Origin of the sequence: Microcystis sp. LE19-84.1B (assembly GCF_027531875.1) — a bacterium.
In the GTDB taxonomy this organism is placed as follows: Bacteria; Cyanobacteriota; Cyanobacteriia; order Cyanobacteriales; family Microcystaceae; genus Microcystis; species Microcystis panniformis.
On record NZ_JAPZSR010000073.1, the window covers coordinates 1 to 5,535 of the forward strand.

General features: G+C 39.5%; 14 protein-coding genes. 12 read left to right on the forward strand and 2 right to left on the reverse strand.

Annotated elements, in window-relative coordinates:
• Window positions 1–239 precede the first annotated feature (239 nt).
• The 9 genes from O9324_RS04115 to O9324_RS04155 all read left to right on the forward strand — a co-directional run bounded on the left by O9324_RS04115 (window position 240) and on the right by O9324_RS04155 (window position 3,643).
• Window positions 240–587 (forward strand): hypothetical protein, encoded by a 348-nt coding sequence (locus O9324_RS04115; protein WP_288139543.1) that lies wholly within the window; start codon window positions 240–242, stop codon window positions 585–587.
• Window positions 588–735: 148 nt separating this feature from the next.
• Window positions 736–1,011, forward strand: a complete 276-nt coding sequence (locus O9324_RS04120; protein ID WP_043996401.1) for a BrnT family toxin — start codon at window positions 736–738, stop codon at window positions 1,009–1,011.
• Window positions 992–1,216 carry a type II toxin-antitoxin system BrnA family antitoxin gene (gene brnA, locus O9324_RS04125; protein WP_002765638.1) on the forward strand — a complete coding sequence of 75 codons (225 nt, stop codon included), beginning with the start codon at window positions 992–994 and terminating at the stop codon, window positions 1,214–1,216. The genes O9324_RS04120 and brnA overlap by 20 nt, the downstream gene beginning before the upstream one ends.
• A 448-nt stretch (window positions 1,217–1,664) precedes the next feature.
• The gene (locus O9324_RS04130; RefSeq protein WP_002765637.1) at window positions 1,665–1,871 is read left to right on the forward strand and encodes a type II toxin-antitoxin system Phd/YefM family antitoxin; all 207 of its coding nucleotides are present in this window, start codon (window positions 1,665–1,667) and stop codon (window positions 1,869–1,871) included.
• Complete coding sequence (locus O9324_RS04135; protein WP_043996397.1) at window positions 1,852–2,109, forward strand: Txe/YoeB family addiction module toxin; 258 nt, start codon at window positions 1,852–1,854, stop codon at window positions 2,107–2,109. The genes O9324_RS04130 and O9324_RS04135 overlap by 20 nt, the downstream gene beginning before the upstream one ends.
• Before the next feature lie 236 nt (window positions 2,110–2,345).
• Complete coding sequence (locus O9324_RS04140; protein ID WP_027400994.1) at window positions 2,346–2,561, forward strand: hypothetical protein; 216 nt, start codon at window positions 2,346–2,348, stop codon at window positions 2,559–2,561.
• Window positions 2,558–2,839 (forward strand): type II toxin-antitoxin system RelE/ParE family toxin, encoded by a 282-nt coding sequence (locus tag O9324_RS04145; protein WP_288139544.1) that lies wholly within the window; start codon window positions 2,558–2,560, stop codon window positions 2,837–2,839. Before O9324_RS04140 ends, O9324_RS04145 begins: the two co-directional genes overlap by 4 nt.
• 184 nt (window positions 2,840–3,023) lie before the next feature.
• Entirely contained in the window at window positions 3,024–3,251 is a 228-nt protein-coding gene (locus tag O9324_RS04150; RefSeq protein WP_287629987.1) for a DUF2281 domain-containing protein, read from the forward strand.
• On the forward strand, window positions 3,248–3,643 hold the full coding sequence (locus O9324_RS04155; RefSeq protein WP_287629989.1) for a type II toxin-antitoxin system VapC family toxin: 396 nt from the start codon (window positions 3,248–3,250) through the stop codon (window positions 3,641–3,643). The genes O9324_RS04150 and O9324_RS04155 overlap by 4 nt, the downstream gene beginning before the upstream one ends.
• A gap of 118 nt (window positions 3,644–3,761) precedes the next feature.
• Here the strand turns inward: O9324_RS04155 and O9324_RS04160 are convergent, their stop codons facing one another.
• Window positions 3,762–4,094: a type II toxin-antitoxin system PemK/MazF family toxin gene (locus O9324_RS04160; protein WP_287629991.1), complete on the reverse strand. Its 333-nt coding sequence runs from the start codon at window positions 4,092–4,094 to the stop codon at window positions 3,762–3,764.
• On the reverse strand, window positions 4,084–4,260 hold the full coding sequence (locus O9324_RS04165) for a hypothetical protein (protein ID WP_287629993.1): 177 nt from the start codon (window positions 4,258–4,260) through the stop codon (window positions 4,084–4,086). Before O9324_RS04165 ends, O9324_RS04160 begins: the two co-directional genes overlap by 11 nt.
• A gap of 153 nt (window positions 4,261–4,413) precedes the next feature.
• On the opposite strand from O9324_RS04165, the gene O9324_RS04170 reads away from it, so the two are divergent.
• From O9324_RS04170 to O9324_RS04180, 3 genes are all read left to right on the forward strand, one after another.
• A complete protein-coding gene (locus tag O9324_RS04170) occupies window positions 4,414–4,545 on the forward strand; it encodes a hypothetical protein (RefSeq protein ID WP_287739760.1) in 132 nt (43 codons plus the stop codon).
• A gap of 159 nt (window positions 4,546–4,704) precedes the next feature.
• Window positions 4,705–4,923 (forward strand): hypothetical protein, encoded by a 219-nt coding sequence (locus O9324_RS04175; RefSeq protein ID WP_287629995.1) that lies wholly within the window; start codon window positions 4,705–4,707, stop codon window positions 4,921–4,923.
• Window positions 4,924–4,927: 4 nt separating this feature from the next.
• Window positions 4,928–5,245 carry a PIN domain-containing protein gene (locus O9324_RS04180; RefSeq protein ID WP_288139545.1) on the forward strand — a complete coding sequence of 106 codons (318 nt, stop codon included), beginning with the start codon at window positions 4,928–4,930 and terminating at the stop codon, window positions 5,243–5,245.
• Window positions 5,246–5,535: the final 290 nt, after the last annotated feature.

Here is a 5,535-nt window from a genome sequence, read left to right on the forward strand (position 1 = left end):
TGAAAATTTTTGCCTCAAACCCTATCGGCGTAAGAACTTCAGGATTTTGTGTCCAGTAGTTCATTAGTATTTCATTGCTTGAACTCAGGCTCTGTAAGACTTTTAGCCATAGCTAGTATGTTTATACGGGGGAAGTCCAGATATTACCAGATATGTCATGGGATGCTTTGCTATTCAGATAATAGTAGGTATCGGCTTTAGCGATCGCTGTTTGGGGATGTGGGGGGCGATCGCTTTTTGTGGGAATGTGGGAGGGCGATCGCTGTTTGGGGATGTGGGGGGCGATCGCTTTTTGTGGGGATGTGGGGGGCGATCGCTTTTGGGAATGTGGGAGGGCGATCGCTGTTTGGGGATGTGAAGGGGCGATCGCTTTTTGGGGATGTGAAGGGGCGATCGCTTTTTGGGGATGTGGGAGGGCGATCGCTTTTGGGAATGTGGAGGGGCGATCGCTTTTTGGGGATGTGAGAGGGCGATCGCTTTTTGGGGATGTGAGGGGCGATCGCTTTTTGGGATGTGGGAGGCGATCGCTTTTGGGAGGTGGGAGGTGCGATCGCGGTTTTGTTATTTATAATTTAAAGGGGCGATAGCGCAAGCGCTGACTTGTCAGTTCGCTGATTTGGTAGAGATATCTTGAAGAATAAATTACCATACACTTAACTGTGATGAAATAGGTTAATCTTGTTCAGTCGGTACATGATTAAACTAGGCATCACTGAACAAGTACAATCTAAAAACATGAGTAACTTTGAATATGATGAAAATAAAAGTCAAACCAATCTGGCAAAACACGGAATAGACTTCATTAAAGCGCAACAACTTTGGGAAGATGCGAATCTACTGGAGTTTCCAGCCCGAAAAGTCGAAGATGAAGAAAGATTTTTTGCTATAGGTATTATCAATCAAAAATACTGGACAGCCGTAATCACCTATCGCACCGACATTATCCGTATCGTTTCTGTCCGTCGTTCCCGTACCGAGGAGATTAAAGTTTATGAAAGCCGAAGAATTTGACCGCAAATTTGATGCTGGAGAGGATATGAGCGAATTTTTTGACCTATCCCATGCCAGACATCCCAACCGAGAAAAAGAAACAATGGAACTAAAATTACCGCTTTGGATGATTCACCAACTAGAAGCCGAAGCTCAAAAACAGGGTATTTCTACCCAAACCTTTTTAGAAAACTATTTAGTCGAAAACTTTTCCCCTGTTAGCTAAATAGTCGTAATCGCCACCTCTTCATTCCCATTCCATGTTTGAGAATAAACGCGATCGCTTTTAGAAATGTGAGAGCGATCGCTGTTGGGGATGTGAAGGGGCGATCGCTGTTGGGGATGTAGGGAGGTGCGATCGCTGTTGGGGATGTGGGAGGGTAAACTAACGCTCTTGGAGGGAGTCTGGCAAAAGTCTTACAGTCTCTAAACTCTAGCTCTCTTATGGGGTAAGCCTTCAAGCTATCGCTAACTAACAGAAACCCGAAATTTGAGTTTTTATGAGAAAAAAAGTTAGCGAGCACTTGTCAACCAAGGGTTTCAGAATCTAGATTCGGTCAGGGATTTCCGAAAGTCCCTCCAAGAGCGTTACCACTAACACCAATAGCTCATCAAAACTTTTGCAGTTATAATAGTTATAATTATTAACAACCCAGAAAATTATATTCGCAGCTATGAATAACGCATTACAATATATTTGTGATTCAGAAGGGCAAACAGTTTCCGTAGTTGTACCCATTGCCCTTTGGCAAGAAATAATGTCTCAGAGAGAGACAGCTTATCTATTAAGCAGTTCAGCCATGAAAGCAAGATTACTTGCAGCTAGAAAACGTCAAGATGGAATTTCTTTGGAAGCAGCCTGTGAAAAACTTGGAATTTGATATGGATGCTTTTGAGGACTTAGCTTGGTGGATTGAAACTGACCGTAAAAAAGCATTAAAAATCATTAAACTAATTCGTGAAGTACAACGTAATCCATTTGAAGGCACAGGACAACCCGAAGCCCTAAAACACGATCTATCTGGCTGCTGGTCAAGGCGAATAGATCAAGAACATCGTCTAGTTTATGAAGTCCTAGAGGATAAAATCAGAATTTTAGCTTGCCGCTTTCATTACTAGAAATTCGCTACTAGAAATTCGATTTTAGGAATATGGAAATGCCTTAGCGGTAGCTTACCGAAGGTATCCCTGTTCGGGGATGTGGGAGGGCGATCGCTGTTTGGGGGATGATGGAGGGCGATCGCTTTTTGGGGATGTGGAGGGGCGATAGCGCTCTTCGTGACTTGTCAGTTCACAAAACTTCAAAAAGAACGATACCATTAAATTAAAATAAGTCAAACTAATTAAGTACAGCCATGAAAACATCAGCATTCCAGAAAGCTATTGAGTCAGTCGAGATCTTATCAATAGAAGATCAAGAAATATTACTTAACCTTCTGCAAAAAAGACTGCACGAAGCAAAAAGAACCAAACTATCTCAAGAAATTACAGAAGTTCGTCAGGAATTTTATGAAGGAAACTTTCAATTTGGTTCAGTTAATCAATTCTTAGGAGAACTTGATCAACCATGAACATCGCTTGGACTCCTAAATCATTGCGTTCTTTTAAACGTCTAATCCGAAAAGATCCAAATCTTCGACCTCTGATTGAACAAACTTTATTGCAATTGGCTGAAGCTCCTTTTTATCCTAGTTTAAGTACTCACAAACTAAAAGGTGAGTTAGCTAATGTCTGGTCTTGTTCAATTGACTATAATTATCGTATTTTGTTTGAATTTTTTGAAAATACTGAAGACCAACAAGAAGCTATTTTGTTGCTCAATTTGGGAACTCATGATGAAGTATGTTGATACGAAAGTGCGATAGCGAAGCGCACTGAAGATATCGCTTTTTGGGGATGTGAGAGGGCGATCGCTTGTTAGGGATGTGGAGAGGCGATCGCTGTTTGGGGATGTGGGAGAGCGATCACGAAGCACAACCTAAAAATCATTTGCTAAAATAGAAGTAACTTAAAGTTACAGGAAAAACAAATAAATGATCACATTAGAAATGGCGATCGCTAAAATTAAACAATTACCTCTTGAACAGCGCAATGAAGTAATTAAATTTATCGAGTTCTTAGAATTTAAAGCAGGAAACATTGATATTATTTCCCAAGAAACAAAAACTACAAAGAATTACCCACTGAGAGGAAAACCTATTACCATTTCTAGGGATTTTGATGAACCAATGCCTGAACTTTGGGAAGCATTAGCAGAATGATTTTACTAGATACCCATATTTGGCTATGGTTACTTCACGATCCTAGTCAATTATCACAGGCAGCACAAACAGCTATTGAAAGTGAAGAATCTCAAAATGGCTTATTAGTTTCCGCTATTTCTGTTTGGGAAGTAGCAGTTAAATCTAGTGTCGGTAAATTAGCTCTGCCTTTACCCATTGATGAATGGTATGAGTTAGCGGAAACTCATTCAGGTATGATCATAGAACCTTTATCACCCATAGATGCAATTGCCAGTACACAATTACCAGACGATTTTCATAAAGATCCAGCAGACAGAATTTTAGTTGCTATTGCCAGACGTTATGAAATTCCCCTTGTTACCTGTGATGCCAAAATTTTAAATTATCCCCATGTAAAAACAATTTGGTAAGTGTGCAATTGCCTTTTTTTGAAAATGAGAGAGTGCGATAGCGCAAACACTGACTTGTTAGTTCGATGTTTGGGGATGTGAGAGGGCGATCACATTTCTAATACAGTATTGAGAGCGCTTATTCGACTTCATCTTGCAAATCAAGTGCGAATTTAATTGCTTGCTGAATTTCCAGCATAACTTCCTCTGGTAACTTACCTAATTTTCGCTCTAGTCTTACCGTTGGGATAGAGCCAATACCTTGAACATTAGCTATGGAATCTCGTTCCAGAAATTGTAGTCGAGGTAGTACAACCTCATAAAGACTTCCGCGATTTTGGGTGGTTAGTGGTACATAAATCGTCAAGGCTCGTGGTGGATCTGGGTCATCACGGGATACAATGATCACTGGGCGTGTTTTTGCAGCCATCCCCAAATCAGCAAGCCAAATTTCACCAAGTTTAGGGTTCATCTAACAAATCCAAAACTTCTTGCTCTACTATACGGGTTCTGAGAATATCTAAAACATCCTGATCTGCCATTTCAATGATTTCTAAAATACAATGGCGAACTTGTTCTGCTACAGCAGGTTGCCAGTAACTTAACTTTGTACTTAGTTCCGCAATTAAAGCATCCATAATAATTCTCTATACTTCTAACTATCCATATTAAACTACTTTTTCAACAAATTATTACTCAGCTTCTCATCAAATTACTATCCTAAACTAAGTTTTTGGAATATGGGAGGGCGATCGCTTTTAGGAATGGGAGGAGGTGCGATAGCGCTCTTCGTGACTTGTCAGTTCGCTGTTTGGGGATGTGAGGGGCGATCGCTTTTAGGGGATGTGGGGAAGTGCGATAGCGCTCTTCGTGACTTGTCAGTTCGCTGTTTGGGGATGTGGGAATGCGATCGCTTTTTGTGAATGTGGTGAGCGCTCGCTTTTAGGGAGATAGTCAGGAGAGCGATCGCTTTTTGGGGGTTCTAGAGGAACTGCGATCACTTTGATGCTTTCAGGAATGGTAAAGGAAATAAACTGAGGTATAATAGAACTAACAAGCAAAGAAAGACTAGGAAAATAGATATGATTACAGTAGAATTTCAAACCACTATTGAAAATGGCATCATCCAAATTCCCGAACAGTACCAACAACAGTTAAAACAACCCAATATAGTTAAAGTCACTCTTCAACAAGAAACTTCTGAACAGTCTGGAAATTACCTCCAATATTTATTAGAAAATCCGTTAAATATAAAAAAATTAACTCCAATGAAACGAGAAGAAATTTACGAAAACGAATAAAAACATGACAAATTTTCTAGATTCAAATATCTGGATATATGCACTTAATCAGAGTCAAGATATCCGAAAACATAAAATTGCTAACCGTCTAGCCACACAAACAGGACTTTATTTGAGTACCCAGGTAATCAATGAAGTTTGTGTAAACCTAATCAAAAAAGGAAATTTTTCTGAAAATCAAATTCAAAATCTTATTCAAGGTTTTTATCAAATTCATCATATCATTGAAATTGATTTGAATATATTGTTAACAGCATCCACACTAAGAACAAAATATTTATTCTCATTTTGGGATAGTTTAATTATCGCGAGCGTCAGTTAATGTGAATCAACTCTATTCAGAGGATATGCAACACGGTTTGACAGTAGAAGGATTACAAATTATTAATCCTTTTCTCTAAGCGATCGCTTTTTGGGGATGTGGGAATGCGATCCCTTTTTGTGAATGTGGTGAGCGATCGCTTTTAGGGAGATATACTTTGCACGGCTACAACTTGCATTTTTTACTCAAGGACAATAATATAGTTTAAGAGTCATAATTAGAAGCAAAGCACTCATTAAAAACATGATTAACCTAGAATTCACGGAAGAAGAAAAGAACTCACTGTATTA